17 protein-coding genes, 1 tRNA gene and 1 pseudogene are annotated in these 19,026 nt (G+C 66.5%); 14 read left to right on the forward strand and 5 right to left on the reverse strand.

Translation table 11 applies throughout. From position 1 onward, the window contains the following. On the forward strand, nt 1-843 hold an 843-nt coding region (locus tag JWM94_RS13450), incomplete at its 5' end, for an acyl-CoA dehydrogenase family protein (RefSeq protein WP_299427931.1). After that, nucleotides 840-1,958 carry a CaiB/BaiF CoA-transferase family protein gene (locus JWM94_RS13455; protein ID WP_299427982.1) on the forward strand — a complete coding sequence of 373 codons (1,119 nt, stop codon included), beginning with the start codon at nt 840-842 and terminating at the stop codon, nt 1,956-1,958. The genes JWM94_RS13450 and JWM94_RS13455, both read left to right, overlap by 4 nt. On the opposite strand, the gene JWM94_RS13460 is transcribed toward JWM94_RS13455, so the two are convergent. Next, nucleotides 1,955-3,262 (reverse strand): sugar MFS transporter, encoded by a 1,308-nt coding sequence (locus tag JWM94_RS13460; RefSeq protein ID WP_299427934.1) that lies wholly within the window; start codon nt 3,260-3,262, stop codon nt 1,955-1,957. The genes JWM94_RS13455 and JWM94_RS13460 overlap by 4 nt on opposite strands. Before the next feature lie 103 nt (nt 3,263-3,365). Then, nucleotides 3,366-4,166, reverse strand: coding sequence for a class III extradiol ring-cleavage dioxygenase (locus JWM94_RS13465; RefSeq protein ID WP_299427937.1), 801 nt, complete (start codon nt 4,164-4,166; stop codon nt 3,366-3,368). A gap of 77 nt (nt 4,167-4,243) precedes the next feature. Here JWM94_RS13465 and JWM94_RS13470 point away from each other — a divergent pair, with 77 nt between their 5' ends. The 8 genes from JWM94_RS13470 (at nt 4,244) to JWM94_RS13505 (ending at nt 10,361) form a co-directional block, all read left to right on the forward strand. Then, complete coding sequence (locus JWM94_RS13470; protein WP_299427941.1) at nt 4,244-4,780, forward strand: (2Fe-2S)-binding protein; 537 nt, start codon at nt 4,244-4,246, stop codon at nt 4,778-4,780. 106 nt (nt 4,781-4,886) lie between these two features. Next, entirely contained in the window at nt 4,887-5,840 is a 954-nt protein-coding gene (locus tag JWM94_RS13475) for an RcnB family protein (protein ID WP_299427944.1), read from the forward strand. Nucleotides 5,841-5,918: 78 nt separating this feature from the next. Next, nucleotides 5,919-6,614, forward strand: coding sequence for a 2OG-Fe(II) oxygenase (locus JWM94_RS13480; RefSeq protein ID WP_299427947.1), 696 nt, complete (start codon nt 5,919-5,921; stop codon nt 6,612-6,614). Nucleotides 6,615-6,663: 49 nt separating this feature from the next. Beyond that, nucleotides 6,664-8,421 carry a single-stranded-DNA-specific exonuclease RecJ gene (recJ, locus tag JWM94_RS13485; RefSeq protein ID WP_299427952.1) on the forward strand — a complete coding sequence of 586 codons (1,758 nt, stop codon included), beginning with the start codon at nt 6,664-6,666 and terminating at the stop codon, nt 8,419-8,421. A gap of 12 nt (nt 8,422-8,433) precedes the next feature. Next, nucleotides 8,434-8,823, forward strand: coding sequence for a VOC family protein (locus JWM94_RS13490; protein ID WP_299427955.1), 390 nt, complete (start codon nt 8,434-8,436; stop codon nt 8,821-8,823). A 43-nt stretch (nt 8,824-8,866) separates the two neighbouring features. Then, nucleotides 8,867-8,941: transfer RNA gene (locus JWM94_RS13495), tRNA-Glu, on the forward strand. A 128-nt stretch (nt 8,942-9,069) separates the two neighbouring features. Continuing rightward, nucleotides 9,070-9,495, forward strand: a complete 426-nt coding sequence (locus tag JWM94_RS13500) for a hypothetical protein (protein ID WP_299427958.1) — start codon at nt 9,070-9,072, stop codon at nt 9,493-9,495. Nucleotides 9,496-9,533: 38 nt separating this feature from the next. Next, nucleotides 9,534-10,361, forward strand: a complete 828-nt coding sequence (locus JWM94_RS13505; protein ID WP_299427961.1) for an oxygenase MpaB family protein — start codon at nt 9,534-9,536, stop codon at nt 10,359-10,361. Here JWM94_RS13505 and JWM94_RS13510 read toward each other — a convergent pair. Further along, the gene (locus JWM94_RS13510; protein ID WP_299427965.1) at nt 10,350-11,753 is read right to left on the reverse strand and encodes an amino acid permease; all 1,404 of its coding nucleotides are present in this window, start codon (nt 11,751-11,753) and stop codon (nt 10,350-10,352) included. The two genes, JWM94_RS13505 and JWM94_RS13510, sit on opposite strands and share 12 nt — an antisense overlap. Before the next feature lie 126 nt (nt 11,754-11,879). On the opposite strand from JWM94_RS13510, the gene JWM94_RS13515 reads away from it, so the two are divergent. From JWM94_RS13515 to JWM94_RS13530, 4 genes are all read left to right on the forward strand, one after another. After that, the gene (locus JWM94_RS13515; RefSeq protein ID WP_299427968.1) at nt 11,880-13,031 is read left to right on the forward strand and encodes an isovaleryl-CoA dehydrogenase; all 1,152 of its coding nucleotides are present in this window, start codon (nt 11,880-11,882) and stop codon (nt 13,029-13,031) included. Then, the gene (locus JWM94_RS13520; protein WP_299427971.1) at nt 13,028-13,759 is read left to right on the forward strand and encodes a hypothetical protein; all 732 of its coding nucleotides are present in this window, start codon (nt 13,028-13,030) and stop codon (nt 13,757-13,759) included. Before JWM94_RS13515 ends, JWM94_RS13520 begins: the two co-directional genes overlap by 4 nt. A 3-nt stretch (nt 13,760-13,762) precedes the next feature. Further along, nucleotides 13,763-14,176: a LuxR C-terminal-related transcriptional regulator gene (locus tag JWM94_RS13525; protein ID WP_299427974.1), complete on the forward strand. Its 414-nt coding sequence runs from the start codon at nt 13,763-13,765 to the stop codon at nt 14,174-14,176. A gap of 89 nt (nt 14,177-14,265) precedes the next feature. Next, entirely contained in the window at nt 14,266-14,805 is a 540-nt protein-coding gene (locus JWM94_RS13530; RefSeq protein ID WP_299427976.1) for a DUF4199 domain-containing protein, read from the forward strand. Between the two features lie 13 nt (nt 14,806-14,818). On the opposite strand, the gene JWM94_RS13535 is transcribed toward JWM94_RS13530, so the two are convergent. Together JWM94_RS13535 and JWM94_RS13540 are read right to left on the reverse strand one after the other, a co-directional pair. Next, nucleotides 14,819-18,067, reverse strand: coding sequence for a DUF3857 domain-containing protein (locus tag JWM94_RS13535; protein ID WP_299427979.1), 3,249 nt, complete (start codon nt 18,065-18,067; stop codon nt 14,819-14,821). A 67-nt stretch (nt 18,068-18,134) separates the two neighbouring features. Next, nucleotides 18,135-19,026, reverse strand: a pseudogene (locus tag JWM94_RS13540) (acetyl-CoA acetyltransferase); the annotation flags it as partial.

A 19,026-nucleotide genomic window follows, 5' to 3' on the forward strand; every position in this document is an offset into this window, starting at 1 on the left:
TACGGATCGGAGGAGCAACGCCGCAAATACCTGCCCAAGCTCGCCACCGGCGAGTTCATCGGCGCGTTCGGACTGACCGAGCCCGATGCGGGGTCCGACCCCGGCAGCATGACGACGCGCGCGACCAAGACCGCAAACGGCTATTCGCTGTCGGGCGCGAAGACATGGATCAGCAACTCGCCGATCGCCGACGTGTTCGTGATCTGGGCCAAGTCCGATGCGCATGGCGGCGGCATTCGCGGGTTCGTGCTTGAGAAGGGCATGAAGGGTCTTGAGACGCCCAAGATCGAGGGCAAGCTGAGCTTGCGCGCGTCGATCACCGGCATGGTGCTGATGGACGAGGTCGAGGTGGGCGAGGATGCGCTATTACCCGACGTGCAAGGACTGAAGGGTCCGTTCGGCTGCCTAAACCGCGCGCGCTACGGGATCAGCTGGGGCAGCATGGGCGCGGCCGAATTCTGCATGCATGCCGCGCGGCAATACGGACTCGACCGCAAGCAGTTCGGCACGCCGCTGGCCGGACGCCAGCTTTATCAGAAAAAGCTCGCCGACATGGAAACCGAGATCGCGCTCGGGTTGCAGGCATCACTGCGCGTCGGGCGGCTGATGGACGAGGGCAAGTTCGCGCCGGAGATGATCTCGATCGTCAAGCGCAACAATGTCGGCAAGGCGCTCGCCATCGCCCGCGATGCCCGCGACATGCACGGCGGCAACGGCATTTCGGGCGAATATCAGGTGATGCGCCACCTGATGAACCTCGAGACGGTCAACACCTATGAAGGCGCGCACGACGTCCACGCGCTGATCCTCGGCCGCGCCATCACCGGGATCGCGGCCTTCTGACCAAGCCTGCGCCCCTCGCCGGCCTCAAGGTGCTCGAACTCGCGCGGATTCTCGCGGGGCCGTGGGCCGGGCAAGTGCTGGCCGATCTCGGCGCCGAGGTGACGAAGGTCGAAAGCCCCGCGGGCGACGACACGCGCACCTGGGGGCCGCCATTCATCGAGAACCCTGACGGCTCGCGCGACGCGGCCTATTACCACGCCTGCAACCGCGGAAAGTCGTCGGTGGTGCTCGATTTCACCACGCCGGAATGCCAGGCCGAGGTCCGCCGCCTCGCCGCCGACAGCGACGTGCTGATCGAGAATTTCAAGGTCGGCGGGCTCGCCAAATACGGGCTCGATTACGCGTCGCTGAGCGCGCTGAACCCCCGCCTGATCTACTGCTCGATCACCGGTTTCGGGCAGGACGGCCCCTATGCCGCGCGGCCCGGTTACGACTTCATCATCCAGGGCATGGGCGGGATTATGGACCTGACCGGCGAACCTGAAGGCGCGCCGCAGAAGATCGGCGTGGCGATGGCCGACATTGCCACCGGGCTCTATTCGGTGATCGCAATCCAGGCGGCGCTGGCGATGCGCGAACGCACCGGGCGCGGCCAGCATATCGACATGAGCTTACTCGACACGATGACCGGCGTGCTAGCTAACCAGGCGGCGAATTATTTCGCCAGCGGCGTGACGCCGCACCGCGTCGGCAATGCGCATATGAACGTGTCGCCCTATGCGGTTTTCCCGACGAGCGACGGCTGGTTCATTCTCGCCGTCGGCAATGACGGCCAGTTCCAGCGGTTCTGCGGCGTGGTCGGGATCACCCCCGAAGAACGCTGGGCGACCAACGCTGGCCGGATCGAGCACCGAGAGCCGTTGTTCGCGGCGATCGAGGCGGCGACGCGCAGGTTCTATCGGGATGATCTTCTAGCGAGGCTCGAAGCAGTCGGCGTACCCGTTGGCCCGATCAACACCGTCGAACAGGCGCTGACCGACCCGCAGGTCGTCGCACGCGGCATGGTCGTCAAGGGCGCGCGGCTCGACGGCCTGCGCACCCCGATCCGCTTCTCCGACGCCGATCTGTCGCTCGGCCGCCCCGCGCCCCGGCTGGGTGAAGCGCGGAAGGACTAGGCGTCGGCGAAGTCCTCTGCCGGCTTGCGCGCGTAGATCCCGAACGCCGCGATGATCGCGTAACAGACGATCGGAAGGAACAATGCCAGTCGCAGGCTCGAATGGTCCGCGATCGTCCCGTAGACCGCCGGAATGACCGCGCCGCCGGCGATCGCGACGTTGATGATGCCCGACCCATCGGCCGCGCGCGTCCCCAGCTTTTCGCACGCCAGGGTGAAGATCGTCGGGAACATGATCGAGTTCAACAGCCCGACCGCCAGCAACGAATAGCCCGAGATCGTGCCGACCGTGTTAATCGAAATGAGAATCAGCACGATCGCGCCGACCGCGTTGAACGCCAGCACCTTGCCCGGGCTGATCACCCGCAGCACCGCCGACCCGATGAAGCGCCCGATCAGCGCGCCGCCCCAATAGAATGGGATCAGCTTGCCACCGGCTTGCTGCGACAAACCAAGCACGTTCGACTGGATGAGATAGCTGACGAGAAAGCTGCCGATCGCGACCTCCGCGCCGACATAGAGGAAGATGCACAACGCCCCGAAACCGAACCGCGTACGCTTGAGCAGCGCGAGGCCTTGCGAGAAACTCGACGCTTCGTGCCGTTCGCCCTTGAGCCGATTGCGGAACAGCCACACGACGGCGGCGACCACCGCGAGCGCCGCGGCGATACCCATATAGCCATGCACGATGGCCTGCGTTTCCTGCGTGCGGTATGCGTCTAGCGCCGGGCCGGACAATTGGGTGGCGCTGACGGCGGCCAGGCCGCCGAGGATCAGAATCGCGCCGAAATAGGGAAATATCGTCGTCCCGAGCGAATTGAACGCCTGCGCGAACGTCAGGCGGCTGTGCGCGGTGCGCGGCGGGCCAAGCAGGCTGATCAGCGGATTGGCGACGATCTGGACCAGGACCACGCCGGTCGCGAGGACGAAATAGGCGGCCAGGAACACACCAAAGGTGGCGGTCTGGCTCGCCGGAATGAACAACAGGCAGCCGACGATCATGGTGACCAGGCCGGCCACCGCGCCGCGCATGTAGCCGATCCGCTTGACCAGCCTCGCGCCGGGGATGCCGACCACCGCATAAGCGATGAAAAACCAGACCTGAACCAGCGACGCCTGAAAGAAGTTGAGCGTGAACAGCTCTTTCAGCTTCGGTATAATCACGTCGTTCAGGCTGGTGATGCCGCCGAAGATGAAGAACAGCGAGAACACGAACACCTGAAGGTCGGGCGCGTTTATCCCTTCGTGCGTGGCATCCATCGCTTCGGGATTGGTCGACGCCGTAACGCCCGGGTTAATCGCCATGAACACACTCCCCTGCGGCCCGGTCTGGAACCGGTTTCGAGTGCCTTGATGGACTAGCTTCGTTTTCGCCGCAAGCCGCTGCACGTGCGGTTTGTGAACGTTATCAGTCGAAGCGATAGCCCGAGACGGCCCAGCCGAGCACCTCGCTGGCGTGATCGCGCACCGCGGTGCCATCGCCGCCCGCACCCAGCGCGACCATCAGCGGCAGCAGATGCTCCTCGCGCGGATGGGCGAAACGGGCGTGCGGGAGCGTGTCCCATGCCGCGACGCGTTTGGCGCGGCGCGCGGGGTCGGGATCGGTCACCGCATCGGTCAGCGCAGCGTCCCATTCGCGGCTTGGCACTTCCGCCTGCGGTCCCCGAACGCGCAAATTGTGGAAGCTCATCCCCGATCCGACGATCAGCACGCCTTCGTTGCGGAGCGGCGCCAGGGCGCGGCCGATCGCGATGTGTTCGGCGGGATCGAGATCGGCGCGCAGCGACAATTGCGCGAGCGGAATATCGGCCTCGGGCACCGCGACCTTCATCGGGATGAAGACGCCGTGGTCCCAGCCGCGCTCCCGCTCCTCGCGCGTGTCGAACCCCGCGTTCCGCAGCAGGTCGGCGGCGCGGCGCGCAACGTCGGGGGCGCCCGGCGCATCCCATTTCAATTGATAGGTGTGCTCGGGAAAGCCGTGATAATCGTACAGCAACCTCGGATGCTCGCCGGTGTGGACGGTGATGGCGTCCTCCTCCCAATGCCCCGACACGAGCAAGATCGCGCGCGGCCGTTCGGGCAGGCCGGCGATCAGCCCGGCGAGATAGGCCTGCATCGGCCGCCACATCGGCTCGGGCGGTCCGCCATCAGGATCCATGAAGAAACAGGGGCCGCCGCCATGCGGCACGAACAGGGTGGGAAGGGTCATGCTGGGAATATCGCCCTGCCCCATGCCTAGGACAATGCCACTGGCGGAAACGGCGGGTTTCCGCTTAACGGTGCGCGGTGACCAAGTTCACCGTCAACAATCAGCCGGTCGAATACCGCATGGACCCGGCGACGCCGTTGCTGTTCGCGCTGCGTGACGCGTCGAACCTGACGGGCACCAAATATGGCTGCGGCACCGGCCATTGCGGCGCGTGCATCGTCGATGTCGATGGCGCCGCGAAGAAATCCTGCCTCGTCCCGATCGGATCGATCGAGGGCAGCTTCGTCACCACGATCGAGGGGCTGTCGCACGACCGTAGCCACCCGATCCAGGCGGCGTTCCTGGCCGAGAATGTCAGCCAGTGCGGATTCTGCATCCCCGGCATGGTGATGGCCGCATCGGTGCTGCTCAGGAACAATCCGCGCCCGAGCGAGGACCAGATTCGCGACGGGATCACCAATATCTGCCGCTGCGGCGTTTATCCGCGGCTGGTCGAGGCGATCCAGCGCGCAGGGCGCATCCAGCGCGGCGACGAAACTGTGGCGAGCCCGCGCCCCGGCATTGATCCTTCCGACGCCGCGCGCGTTGTTCCCGCACTGACTCCGACGCCCTAGATTCTTTCAATTGGCTGACAGGCCAATTCAGGAACGCGTCAGCGCGACTCGGGCAGAAGGGCTTATCGATGGGCCGGCTTGTGCGCCGGCGGATGGAGTTACGGGAATGCGTAAGGCTTTTCTTCTCACGCTGATGGCGGCGGCGGTTTCGCTGCCCGCAATGGCATCGGCACAGGACCGCGGCGATCGGGGCAGCCGTCGCGGCGGCGATTCGAGCGCCAGCCAGCCGCGCGGCAATAACGGCGGCGGGTGGCGCGGACGCGACAATGGCGGCACAGCGGCGACTCCGGCACCGACGCCTGCCCCGGTCCCCGCGCCCCGCGCGCAATGGCGTGGCAATGATCGTGGTGCCGGCTGGGCCGGCCGCAACGGCGGCGGCAACGCCGGCGCCGATGCCCAGGCACAAGCTCAGGCACAGGTGCTGGCCAATGCCCGTGCCCAAGCCGAAGCACGTGGCCGCGCCGGCGGCTGGGGCAACCGTTCCGACAATGGCGGTAACGGCGGCAGCTGGCGTGGTCGTGGACCCGAATCGGGTGGCGGCTTCAACAACCAGGGCGGCAACGATCAGGCGCGCGCCCAGGCCGAGGCACAGGCTCGCGCCAATCGCGATCGCTCGAATGGCGGCAACACCGGCTGGCGCGGCGACCGCAACGGCGGTTGGGCCGGCAACACCGGGCGCAACGGCGATAACCGCTGGCGCGGTGGCGATAACGGCAATCGCGGCGGCTACGACCGCAACAATGGCGGTCAGTGGAACCGCAGTTGGCGCGGCAATAACCAGTATAACTGGCAGCAATATCGCTCGTCGAACCGCAACGCTTTCCGCTTGCCGCGCTACTACGCGCCGTACGGCTGGAACTATGGATATCGCCGGTTCTCGATCGGCCTGGTGCTCGACCAGATCCTGTTCAGCCAGAGCTACTGGATCGACGATCCGTACGATTATCGCCTGCCGGAAGCCTACGGCGAGTATCGCTGGGTGCGCTACTACAACGATGCACTGCTGGTCGATATCTACTCCGGCGAAGTGGTCGACGTGGTCTACGACATCTTCTATTGAGATCGTCGCGCGGGTTGGGGCCTGGGAATTCGTTCCCGGGCCCTTGCCTTTTTGGGTCGAGATGCGAAGAAAACCGCCATGCTAGGTACCAGAAAGACCATCACCGCCGGGGGCCCGTCCAAGGACCGCGCGCGTATCGGCCAGATCGTCGCCGCGCGGCTTGAGGCCAACCCCCGCGTCCAGCCCGCGTTGGTCGGCGCGGCGCAGGCTTATTATCATCTCGATTTCCTTACGCCTGAGCAGTGCGAGACGCTGATCGGCATCATCGACAGCAATCGGCGTCCCTCAACCTTGCTGTCCGATCGTCCCGCGCAGGAGGATTACGGTTTCCGTACCAGCGAGAGCTGCGACATGGACCGCTATTCGCCCGATGTGCTGCCGATCGACACCGCGATCGCCGACCTGCTCGGTATCTCGGCGGTGTCGGGGGAGACGATGCAGGGGCAACGCTACGCCCCCGGCCAGCAATTCCGCGCGCATCACGATTTCTTCCACCAGAGCCAGAAATACTGGCCCGAGATGAAGCGTACCGGTGGCCAGCGCACCTGGACGGCGATGATCTATCTCAACGATGTCGAAGAAGGTGGCGCGACCTGGTTCCCCGAAGCGGGCCTTCGCGTCGCACCGCGCCGCGGGTTGCTGCTCGCGTGGAACAACATGAACGCCGACGGCAGCCCCAACACTTTGACGCTGCATGAGGGCATGCCGGTGGTGGCTGGCGTCAAATACATCATCACCAAGTGGTTCCGCGAAGGCACTTGGCTGATCCACTAGGCGGCACGCTGGTGAAAGCGCAGCGCGGGGCCTAAGGCTGGCGTTCCGCATGACCGATACCGTCCTCAACATCACTCGATCGATCCTCGGTCAGCCGTGGCGCTGGCGCGCGCTCGCCGCCGATGCGCGCGATCCGGGGTTCATGCCCGACGATCTGGTCACGCAATTGCTGCTGTCGCGCGGCGTGGCGCGCGAAGAGCTCGACGCCAACCGCAGCCCGAGCATCCGCGGCTTCATGCCCGACCCGTCGATCTTCAACGATATGGACAAGGCTGCAAGCCGCCTCGCCGACGCCGTTCTCGCGGGTGAGGCGGTGACGGTGTTCGGCGATTACGATGTCGATGGCGCGACTTCCGCGGCGTTGATGGTTCGGCTGTTGCGCGGGCTCGGCATCGATCCGCAGGCTTACATCCCCGACCGGCTGATGGAGGGATATGGCCCGTCGGGCGAGGCTTTGGTGCGGATCGCGCAAGGCGGCGCGTCGCTGATCGTCACGGTCGATTGCGGCGCGCAGGCGTTCGAAGCGCTCGCGATGGCGCGCGATGTAGGGGTCGACGTAATCGTCGTCGATCACCACCAATGCGCGACCGCGCTTCCCCACGCGCTGGCGCTGGTGAACCCCAACCGGCTCGACGAGACCGAGGGCAAGATGCACGGTCACCTCGCCGCGGTTGGTGTCGCGTTCCTGCTCGGCGCAGCGCTGCTCCGTGAACTTCGCGCACGCGATTTCTTCGCGACACGCGACGAGCCCAAATTGCTCGAGCTGCTCGATCTGGTCGCACTCGGCACGGTCGCCGATGTTGCACAATTGAGGGGCCTCAACCGAGCGTTCGTCACCCAGGGCCTGAAGGTCATGGCGCAGCGGCGCAATATAGGCCTCGCCGCGCTGGCCGAAGCCGCGCGGCTGACGCGGGCGCCGACGTGCAGCGACCTTGGCTTCGCACTCGGCCCGCGAATTAACGCCGGCGGGCGGGTCGGCCGCGCCGATCTCGGCGTGCGGCTACTGACGACTGACGACCCGCACGAGGCGCGCAAGATCGCCGCCGAACTCGACCGCCTCAACGAGGAACGCCGCGCGATCGAGGCTTTGGTGCAGCAAGAGGCCGAAATGTTGCCGCACGGCGCTACGGTCGCAGTCGTTGCCGGCAAGGGCTGGCACCCGGGCGTGATCGGTATCGTCGCGGGGCGGCTCAAGGAAACGCTGGGCATCCCGACGATCGTCATCGCGATCGACGAGCATGGTGTCGGCAAGGGATCGGGGCGGTCGATTTCGGGGGTCGATCTCGGCGCGGCGGTGCTCGCGGCGAAAGAAGCCGGGTTGCTGGTCGCGGGCGGCGGGCATGCGATGGCGGCTGGCTTGACGATCGCCGAGGACAAACTGGCCGATTTCGCCGCATTCCTCGACGAACGACTGACCGCAGCGGTTCTGCGATCGACTGCCGACCGCTCGCTGCTGGTCGATGCACTCCTCGCGCCCGGCGGCGTGACGCCGATGCTGTGCGAGACGATCGACGGCGGGGGGCCGTACGGCATGGGCTGGCCCGCGCCGCGCGTGGTCGCGGGGCCGTTCCGCACGATCAAGGTCGATGTCGTCGGCAACGGCCATGTCCGCGCGATCATGGCGGGCGACGACGGCCGCAGCCTCAAGGCGATGGCGTTCCGGTCGGCCGACACCGCGCTCGGCCAGGCGTTGCTGCAGGCGCCGTCGCACCGTAAATTGTGGCTCGCCGGGCGTCCGAAGGTCGATGACTGGGGTTCGCGCCCCGCCGCCGAGTTGCACCTCGACGACGCCGCCTGGGCGGATTGACGGAGGCCTTCGATGTTCAGCCATATCACGCTAGGCACCAACGATATCGACCGCGCACGAAGCTTCTACGAACCGGTGATGGCGACGCTCGGCGTCGCACAGCCGTTCGCCCTGCCGGGGACACTGGTATTCGGCGACATGGCGGGCACGAAGCTGTTCGTCGTATCGCCGTTCGACGGCGGCGCGGCGTCGGTGGGTAACGGCGCGCACGCCGCCTTCCTCGCGCCCGATCGCGCCGCGGTGGACGCCTTTCATGCCGCCGCTTTGGCCAATGGCGGCAGCGACGAGGGCGCGCCCGGTCCGCGCCCGCACTATCACGCCAATTATTATGGTGCCTATGTCCGCGATCCCGACGGCAACAAGCTGCAAGCGGTTTGCCACCGCGCGCCCGACGCGGGTTGACCATCCGCGCCGCTTTGCCTAACCGCCTAGCCGCGCCAGCGATGGCCCCTTCGTCTAGTGGTTAGGACGCGGCCCTTTCACGGCTGAAACACGGGTTCGAGCCCCGTAGGGGTCACCAAAAGACGTAAATCGCGCGGGGCGCGATTTGTGCTTTTGGTGACGCGAGCGCAAGCGAAGCTCTGTTCCCAAATAATCCCATTAAGCCCCTGCACATCCTACCGTTCTTCCTGACAAAGGGAGATTGCAATGGACCTGACGCTCGCCGCCGAACTGGACGAGGTGAACACCAACTTTGCGGCGGCGATAAAGGGTCTGGAAGCGGCATTGCGCAAAGATGCACCCGATCTGCCCGACCTCGGCAAGCGCCGCAGCCAGCTTGCACGGCTCGCCGGCCAGCGCTTGCGTTTCCTGACCGGAAGGCTCGTCCCCGTGCTCGACGCCGGTCCCACCGCGGCGCACGTCGCGGCGGCGCGCGCGCTGGAGGAGCGGCTGCGCGCGCTATTCGGCGAATCGACCAGGCATATCGGCGATTGGAGCAGCGCGCGGATTTCGTCCGACTGGCCTGGCTACGTAGCGGCGACGCGCGGGATGATCGCGCGGGTCGAAGCATTCCTCGCGGCCGAGCGGCGAGAGGTCTATCCGCTGCTCGGTACGGTGCGGCGCGCGGCCTGACCACTCGCGCCCTGCGCCGCGCGCCCTATCTTGAAACGATGCTCGGCATCCGTTCCTCCATCGCGCGCCAGATTCGCGGCCTGCTGGCCGATCCGGCCAATCCGCGGATCGAGCTTGCGCGCGACGGCAGGGGACTGTTCGCGCCCGATTCGGTCGCGTGGCGAGTCCATATCGATGTCACCGGAATGATGGTCGGCGGCATCGCCGCATTGATGCTCCAGATGCTTCATCCCAAGGTGCTCGCGGGCGTATGGGACCATTCGGGGTTCCGCGACGACATGAACGCGCGGCTGCGCGGCACCGCGCGCTTCATCGCGCAAACGACGTTCGAAACGCGCGCCTCGGCAGAAGCGCAGATCGCGCGGGTGCGGCACATCCATGACAAAGTGTCCGGCGTGCTGCCCGACGGGGCGCCCTATTCGGCGAACGATCCCCGGCTGCTCGCCTGGGTGCATGTCGCCGAGGCGACGAGCTTCCTTGACGGCTGGATGCGGTATGGCGAGCCCGGCATGAGCGCCGCCGACCAAGACCGCTATTTCGCCGAGATCGCGATCATCGGCGAGAAGCTCGGAGCGAATCCCGTTCCGCGCAGCCGCGCCGAGGCCGAGGCGCTGATCGCCGGCTTCCTGCCCGAACTGAACGCCGACGAGCGCAGCCGCGAGGTGCTTCACCTGCTGCTCCACCAACGCCCGCCGAGCCTCATGCTCGTCCCCTTCCAGGCGTTGACGATGAACGCCGCGATCGAATTGCTGCCCGAATGGGCGCGGCGGATGCACGGCCTCGCTGCGCCAACGTTCAGCAAGCCCGCGATCCGCCTCGGCACACGCGGCATCGCCGAGACGGTGCGCTGGGCGCTACGCGACTAGCGACCGCCGCCGCGCGTAAAGGAAGTAGATCGCCAGCCCGATCGCGTTCCAGATCAGGAACGAAATCTGCGTGATGCTTTGCAGGCTGGTGAACAGATACAGGCACCCCAGGATCGCGCCCGGCGCCACCACCCACGCCAGCGGCGTACGGAATGGCCGCCGCCCGTTCGGCTCGCGCCGCCGCAGCACCAGCACGCATACCGCCACGGCGATGAACGCGCACAGCGTTCCGGCATTGGCCAGGCTGGCGATGACGTCGAGCGGGGTCAGCGCGGCGAGGATCGATACCAATACCGCCGTCACGGCAGTAATCCGCGCCGGCGTACCGCGGCTGGACAATTTGGCGAGGCTCGTGGGCAAAAACCCGTCGCGCGCCATCACCAGGAAGATGCGGCTTTGCCCGTACAGGAACCCCAGGATCACCGTGGGCAGCGCGATCACCGCCGCTGCCGCCACGACAGCCGCGACCGTGCCCTGCCCGATCCCGCGCAGGATCAGCGCCAGCGGCTCCGGGCTATCGGCGAACTTGGTATAATGCAGCGCGCCGACGGCAGCGGCCGCGACGATCAGGTAGATGATCGTGCACGCGACCATCGACCCGACGATCCCGATCGCCAGATCGCGGTCTGGATTCTTGGTTTCCTCCGCCGCGGTCGAGATCGCATCGAACCCGTAGAAGGCAAAGAAGATGATCGCCGCCGCACCCATCATGCCGTATTTCACGCCGCCCGCGCCCGCCGTGCTGCCATAGCCGAGCGGCGCGAACGGGTGGAGGTTGGCGGCGTCGAAATGCGGCAGCGAGAAAGCGACGAACAAGGTCAACGTGGCGATCTTGAGCACCACCAGACCCGTGTTGATCCGCGCGCTTTCACGCGTGCCGAGCATCAGCAGCCCGGCGACGATGGCGATGATCGCGATCGCGAGCAGGTTGATCCCAAACGCGCCGCCGATGACCGGCCCGTGCGTCAGATAGGTCGGCAATCCCCATCCCCGCGCGTCGAGGAACCCATTGGCATAGCCAGCCCAACCAACCGCGACGGTCGCCACGACCAGCGAATATTCGAGGATCAGCGACCAGCCGACCACCCACGCGATCACCTCGCCCAGGGTCGCATAGCTATAGGTATAGGCGCTACCCGACGCCGGGATCATCGTCGCCATTTCGGCATAACACAGCGCCGCGCACGCGCAGATCGCCCCTGCCACGACGAAGCTCAGCAAGACAGCCGGCCCGGCGCGATCGGCGCCAACCCCGATCAGCGTCAGGATCCCCGTCCCGACAATCGCGCCGACGCCGAGCGCGACCAGATGCGGCCACGATAACGTCCGCGCGAGCTGGTGCTCGGGTGGCTGCTCGGTGATGATCTTGCGGCGGAACAGGCTATTCGACAAAGCTTCCCCCATTCGTCATGCCGGGCTTGTCCCGGCATCCGCCGTGCCCCACTGGATTCAGTGCGTAAGGCGCGGCAGACCCCGGCACAAGGCCGGGGTGACGGTTGCGCTTTTTGGAGACGAATCATGGACGCCACCCTAGACTTCGGCCTCGGCGAAAATGCCGACATGATCCGCGAGACGACTCGGCGCTTCGCCAGCGAGCAAATCGCGCCGCTCGCCGCAAAGATCGATGCCGACGACTGGTTCCCGACCGAGTTGTGGCCCGCGATGGGCGAGCTGGGGCTGCACGGCATCACCGTCGGCGAGGAAGATGGCGGGCTGGGCCTCGGCTATCTCGAGCACGTCGTCGCGTGTGAGGAAGTCAGCCGTGCCTCCGCCTCGATCGGCCTGTCGTACGGCGCGCATTCGAACCTGTGCGTCAACCAGATCCGCCGCTGGGCCAGCCCTGAACAAAAAGCAAAATACCTGCCAAAGCTGATTTCCGGCGAGCATGTCGGGAGCCTCGCTATGTCCGAGGCCGGCGCGGGATCGGACGTCGTGTCGATGAAGCTCAAGGCCGAGCCGGTCCAGGGCGGCTACGTCCTCAACGGCACCAAATTCTGGATCACCAACGCGGCCTATGCCGACACGCTGGTGGTCTACGCCAAGACCGGCGAAGGCAGCCGCGGCATCACCACGTTCCTGATCGAAAAGGACATGCCCGGTTTCTCGATCGGTCAGAAGATCGACAAATTGGGTATGCGCGGATCGCCCACCGCCGAACTGGTGTTCGACGATTGCGAAGTGCCCGAAGAGAACGTGATGGGCCCGCTCAACGGCGGGGTCGGGGTGCTGATGTCGGGGCTCGATTACGAGCGTACCGTACTCGCCGGGATCCAGCTCGGCATCATGCAGGCGTGCCTCGACGTGGTCGTGCCCTACGTTCGCGAGCGCAAGCAATTCGGCCAGTCGATCGGCCAGTTCCAGCTGATCCAAGCCAAGGTCGCCGACATGTACGTCGCGCTCAATTCGGCGCGCGCGTACGTCTATGCGGTCGCCAAGAATTGCGATGCGGGCCTCACCACGCGGTTCGATGCGGCGGGCGCGATCCTGCTGGCGAGCGAAAGCGCGGTGAAGGTCGCCGGAGAGGCGATCCAGGCGCTGGGCGGCGCCGGCTACACCAAGGACTGGCCGGTCGAACGTTATTGGCGCGACGCCAAGCTGCTCGATATCGGCGCGGGGACGAACGAAATCCGCCGCATGCTGATCGGGCGCGAACTGATCGGCGCGGGGTGATCGATTCGCCGGAAACGGTTGCGATCGCCGCGCTTTATCGCCCGCATGCGAGCGGGGCCTGGCGGTTGGAGCGGGGTCAACAGGTGCTGGCGCGCGGCTATTGGAGCCCGCTCCAACTCGTCGAAGTGATCGCGTTGCAGCGCGACGACGACATCTGGATGTCGCTCACCCCGCTGGAGATCGAGAGCGAACAGATCGGTGTCGAGGCCGCCTATGGGCACGTCGCGATCCTCGGGCTCGGCATGGGCTGGGCGGCGGCCGCGTGCGCGCTGAAGCCGGAGGTCACGCGCGTGACGGTGATCGAGCGCGATCCCGACGTGATCGCACTCCATGCCGAGCTCGATCTGTTCGGCCGGTTGCCCGGCGATGCCGGCGCCAAGGTCCGCATCGTCGAGGCCGATGCGTTGGCTTGGGTTGCGGACGCACCCGTCGATGTGATGATCGCCGACATCTGGCTGCCGCTGGTGTCGGACGGCCGAATCGACGAAATACGGCAGATGCAGGCCAATATCGCCGCGACGAAGGTCTATTTCTGGGGACAGGAACTGGAAATCGCGCGCCACGCCCGCGCCGCGGGGCGCGATTGCGACGCCGCCGGGATCGCCGCGACCGTCGCCGACTTCGCGCTGCCGTTGATCGGTCCCGATACGCCCGATTATCCCGCACGCCTGCGCGCCGCCGCCGAGGGCTGGATGCGCGACCGGTGGCGTTGCGCAGCGGCCGCTTGACCGATGTGGCGGACCGTCCTGCTCTACGGATTGGGGCTGGCGGTTGCCGCGGTCGCGCTCGAGCAGCTCAAGTTCCGCTACGCCGCGAGTGAGGTTTCGACCGACCTCTACGTCGGGTTGCTCGCCGTGGGGTTCACCGCGCTCGGGCTGTGGGTCGGGCATCGCCTGACCGCAAAGAAGCCGGCCGCACCGTTCGCGCGCAATGTGGCGGCGGTGGCGTCGCTCGGGCTTACCCCGCGCGAATGCCAAGTGCTCGATCTGCTGGCGTCGGGCAGCACGAACAATGAGCTCGCCCGGGCGCTCGGCGTCTCGCCCAATACCGTGAAGACTCACCTCGCCAGCCTGTTCGCCAAGCTGGACGTCGACCGGCGTGTGAAGGCGATCGAGAAAGCGCGCTTCCTGTCGATCATCGAATAGGCGCGATTCGCGAAAATCACCCGTTCGGGCGATAGTGCCCCAGGGGGAACGCGGCGAAAACGGTGCCGCACTCGCAACAGGGGGAAGTCATGAATCCGACGCTTCGCTATTCGCTCATCTACGGCGGGCTGTCCGCCGCCGTACTCACTGCCTTCATCGCCGTGGTCGCCACGCTCCACGAACGCGTTCAATTCGTCGCGACCTTGGCGTTCGGCTATTCGGTCATGCTGGTCGCGATGAGCTTCGTGTTCGTCGGGGTGAAGCGCTATCGCGATGTCGAGGGCGGTGGGGTGATCCGGTTCGGACGCGCGCTCGGCCTCGGCCTGCTGATCGCGTTGATCGCCTGCCTCGCCTATGTGCTGATCTGGGAAGCGTATCTCGCGATCACGCATTATCGCTTCATGGACGATTACATCGCCAAGATGGTCCGCGACGCCCAGGCAAGCGGCAAGAGCGCCGCCGCGATCGCGAAGATGACCGCCGAATTCGATTCGATGCGGGCGATGTACGCCAACCCGCTGATCCGTATGGCGATGACGATGACGGAGGTCGCGCCGGTCGGTTTGGTGGTAGCGCTGGTGTCCGCAGCCTTACTGCGCAACCCACGCCTTTTCCCGGCACGCCGCTGAGCCTTCGCCAAGCCTAGGGCTTGATCCCATAGGCCGCAAAAGTATCGCCGATCGTCGCGTCGATCTTCATCGCGGCGGCGAGATCCGCCTTGCTGCCGGCGGCATCGCCCAGATGCTTGCGCGCGATGCCGCGGCCATACAGGCTGCTGACCATCGTCGGGCGCATCGCAACCGCCTCGCCATAATCCGCCGCCGCGGCCGCCCAGTCGCCGCGCTGCAAGTGGACCAGACCCCGGCTGTCGAGCGTCCCCGCCTGGCGATTGGCCGCCAGCGAGCGGTCGCATTGCGCCAGCGCGGTGTCGAGATCGGCTTTCAATGTCGCCCGCGCCCAGCACCCGCCGTTCAGCGCGTCGGCGTCGCGCGGTTTCTTGGCCACCGCCGCATCGAGCAGCGCCAGATAAGGCGTCACCTCGCCGCCGATTGCCATCGTCCGCGCGCGCTCTTCGGTAATCGCAACGTTGCCGTCGGGATTGTCGTCCAGCGCGGCCTGATAGGCTGTGCCGATCGCTGCGCGAGCGGCCGGGTCGGCGAGCATTGGCCGCAACGGCACCATCGGCAGTTCGCCCCAGGGATCGATCTTGATCAGCGCCACTATGTCGGCCAGTCGCGCCTTGGCGTCGAGGGCCAATCCATACCATAACCGCACGCGATACGCTTCGCCGCTGGGCTTCAGCGCGATCGACTTGTCCAGCTCGGCGATGGCCTCGGCCCGCTTGCCTTCATGCGCCAGGATGCTGGCGAGCAGCGTGTGCAGCGATTCGTCATCGGGATGCGCCTTCACCAGCGCGCGCGCCTCGCCCACCGCCTCGACCCCGCGACCGCGGAGCATGTACGCCCACGCCCGGTCGCGATGCGCATCCACGTCGTCGGGCTTCTTGGCGATCAGAATGCCGAGATCGGACAATTGACCGTCGAGCTGACCCAGAGCGTCGCGCACGCCCGCGCGCCGCCGATACGATTCCGGCGCGTCGGGCCAGATCAGCACCAGCCGGTCGTAGAGGATCAGCGCATCCTCCTCGCGACCGGCGTCGATCAGCATTTCGGCCTTGCCGATGATCGCCAGCGGCTCGCGCCGGTCGAGCGCAAGCGCCTCGTCATAGGCGTTGCCGGCATCGGCGGTGCGGTCGAGCTTGCGCAGCAACTGGCCGCGCAATGCCAGCGTCCGCGCCGCCTTGTCGCCCGTGGCGATCCGCGCATCGACCAGCTTCAGCGCGTCGTCGTTCTTGCCCGCCAGCGTCAGCCGGGTGATCTCGGTCAAGCCGGTATCGAGGCCCGCATCGGCCGGCGGCGTCGCGACCGCGACCTCCGCCGCCGGCGCGCCGAAATCGGCCGGGGCGCGGATATAGAGTTGCTTGTTGATCAGCAGGTCGGTCCGCTTGTCGGCAGCCTTTGCCTCGGCATAGCTGATCTCGCCCGGCTTGCTGCGGACGGTCGCGGTCATCGTGAACGCGCCGTCCTTCAATGTCGCCTCGCGGATATAGTGGATTCCGCCGATCGTCTGGTCGATCGGGTCGCCTTCCAGCTCGAACCCCTTGCCGTTGCCCGGCAACAGGATGGTTTCGCGGTTGACGGTATATTGCGCATCGACCGCGACGGGGGCGGTATCCTCATCCTTGTCGCGCTTGGGGGCGATATCCTGGCCGAGCCGCGCGCCATCGGCGACGTAGCGCTGCGCCGAATCCGCGCCGGGGTTGTCCCAGTCCATCGTCGCGGTGCCGGTGAACGACAGCACGACGTCGCCGCTCTTGTCGTCGACCTTGACGTCGGACGTCTTGAGCGTGATCCAGCTATAGCGGTCGGTCCATTGCTTGCGGGCGAGCTCGTCGCGCTGCACCGCGGTCAACGCCGCCAGCCCGATCCGCATCTTGGCGGCATCCTCGCCGCGATAGATGTACGATCCGCTCGCCTTGGCCGGCTTGTCGATCCCGTCGCGCGCATCCAGATCGAGCCGGTTCTCGTTTTCCGCGATCGCCGGTTCGGTGGCGATCAACGCGACCGGTGCAGCCGCCACGCCGTCGAGCGGCAACACCCAGTGGAAGGGCGGTACCGCCAGCGTCTCGACGCTGCGGTCGCCCAGCCTGGTGCCATCGAGCCAATAGGTCTTGCCGTCGATCGTCGCGCGAACCAGCACGTGGTTGAAGCGGCCCGGCATCGGCAGCGACTGGTCGACGCCATCGCCGTCGGTCGCCGACGCCAGAACGGGTTCGGCGGCGATGCCAAGCGCGCGGAGCATCGCCAGCAATAGAACCGTCTTGCCCTTGCAATCGCCGTTGCGCGCCGCCCACACCGCGTCGGCGGTGGCGGGGATGTAGCCACCGAGCCCATCGACGCGCGCCAGATAGCGCACCTGACCCTCGACCGTCCGCAGCGCTTCCGATGCCCGGACGCGTGGGTCGGTCGACAAAGCGGCAATCCGTTTCACCTCGACCATCACCGGCGAATCCGCGGCGATCGTCGACGACTTGACGAACAGCGGGCGCATGATCCCGACGACCGTGGACCAATCCGCGAAGTCCGCGATTTGAAACAACGCACCGCTGCCGAATCGCCCCGGCGCCCCGGCCGGAACCTCCACCGCGGTCCATCCATCGCGCAGGATGGCGAGTTGCTCGATCCCCGCCTTTCTGGTCAACACCGGCGTCGGCAGCTGCGGTCCCCCCTTCCACTTCACCCCGCGCCCGGTCGGCCAGCTCGCCAGCAGACTGATGCGATCGGCGGCGGGCAGCTTGTTCAACGGCATCATCGATTCGACATGCCCGGCCAGGACCGGATTGGCCTGGTCGACGGTGAACGAATATTCGATCTCGTCCCCGACACGAAGATCGGGAACCGGCATGATCGCGGTCAACAGCCCGCTGATCGTCAGCGCGCTTTCCAGCTGGGCTTCGCGCCGCAGTACCTGGAAGCTCTTGCCGTCCTTCATGGCGTCGATCGTCTCGGTACCGCGATGGATCACCACGCCGTTGACCGTGGCGGTCTGATACGACGGTTGCCACGCGACCAAGGCGGTGCCCCCGGCCTGCAACCCTTCGGGCGTGTTGATGCGAATGATCTGGCGCACATATTGGTGCATGCCGCGCTCATCGATGCGGATCTGGAAATCGATCACGCGGATGGTGAACGCGCCGTCGGCGGGCTTGGCGGCGGGCGCCGCGACCGATGCGACCCAGGCGGGCCGCGCGCCGAAATGCAACACGTCGTCGGCATGCGCCTGGCCGATGCTCAGCACCGCGCACACCGCCACCAGCAATAGCCGGATCATCGAATTACCGCCCCCGTTTTCAAGCACTTCGGCCATCTCTTAGGAGCCGGTACGTCAAACGCAATCGTCATAATAGCGTCCAGCGTGGCATGTCGCCGACGGTAATCGCGCCGCCGAGCCCGACCGGGAACCGATCCATGTCTGTAATCGCTGCGAGCGTCGCGCGATCGTCGGGCGCGGCCGCCGCCATCGTCCGCGCACCGTCGCGCGTGCGCAGGATCGCGACGCCGTGATCGACGCTGCCGTCGCGCGCATAGAGGATCGTCGCGCTTTCGAGCGTCGCCTCGCCATCCGCCGGCATCGCGGTCGGCGGCACCGGGCCGCGCCGGCGATCCGCATCGGCCGCAACCGAATAATCATGGTCGAGTGGTGTGCGGGGCGGTGTCGACGACAGAAGCAGCGCATGATGCTTGGTAACGAATTCACCCTGCCCATAAAGCAATCCGGTGCCACCGCTGTTACGCAGCCGCCGCGCCATCGCCGCCACTGCGTGGAGCATGTAATTGTTGAGCGGCGCGCCGAAGAAGGTCAGGCCGCCGGTCACGCTCGGCGCGACATCGCCGCCAAGCCCGAGCGTCCGCCGCGCCATCTTCGGCACGCACGGGAAGCAACTGTAGAGTTCGACCGCGTCGATCGATCCGCTCGCCAGATCGCGCGCGCGGGTCAGGACGGCGTCCTGCGCGGGGCTCGCCGCATAGCCATCGCGCGCCAGATAGTCGCGCGGCTCATCCGCCGCTGCGCCGCCGAGGATGTGGACCATGTCCGCGTCGGCGATTCCTGCCGCCCGCGCCGTCGCGACGCTGGTGACGATCACCGCCGCGCCCTGATTGACCATCGGGTTGGCGACCATCAGCTTGGTGTAGGGCCAGGCGATCAGCCGGTTGTCGGGCGTCGGCGTCGTGATCTCGTCGGATGCAACGCGCCGTTTCATCCATGAATTCGGATTTTGCGCGGCGACA

It is taken from the genome of Sphingomonas bacterium (assembly GCF_028289855.1).
GTDB lineage: Bacteria > Pseudomonadota > Alphaproteobacteria > Sphingomonadales > Sphingomonadaceae > Sphingomonas.